The following is a 312-nucleotide window of genomic DNA, read 5'->3' on the forward strand; positions in this document are numbered from 1 at the left end:
TACGGGCTGGCGGGACGGGGGCCGCGCGGCGCGGGCGAGGTGCTGGCGATTCTGCGGACCGAACTGGAGAACACATTGCGGCTGCTCGGGCGTAATCGCATCGGCGCGCTCGACGCCGCAGCGGTGCGCAGGCGCCGGGCCATTTTCGATTGACACAGGGAACCAGACATCATGCGTGAAAGAATCGTCTTCATCGGCGGCGGAAACATGGCCAGCGCCCGTCCATGGCGAGCAAACCCGGCGAGCGCAAGACCCAGATTCTGCAGACCCTGGCCGAGATGCTGGAGCAGCCGCACGCGTCGCGCATCACCA

General features: G+C 67.0%; 1 protein-coding gene and 1 pseudogene. Both read left to right on the forward strand.

The genetic code is table 11. The annotated features are described in order from the left end of the window. Positions 1 to 6: 6 nt before the first annotated feature. Positions 7 to 153, forward strand: coding sequence for a hypothetical protein (locus SB751_RS29200; RefSeq protein ID WP_276323548.1), 147 nt, complete (start codon positions 7 to 9; stop codon positions 151 to 153). Positions 154 to 224: 71 nt separating this feature from the next. After that, positions 225 to 312: pseudogene (locus tag SB751_RS29205) on the forward strand (nucleoid occlusion factor SlmA); the annotation flags it as partial.

The sequence above is a fragment of the Cupriavidus sp. SIMBA_020 genome (assembly GCF_046535395.1).
In the GTDB taxonomy this organism is placed as follows: Bacteria; Pseudomonadota; Gammaproteobacteria; order Burkholderiales; family Burkholderiaceae; genus Cupriavidus; species Cupriavidus campinensis.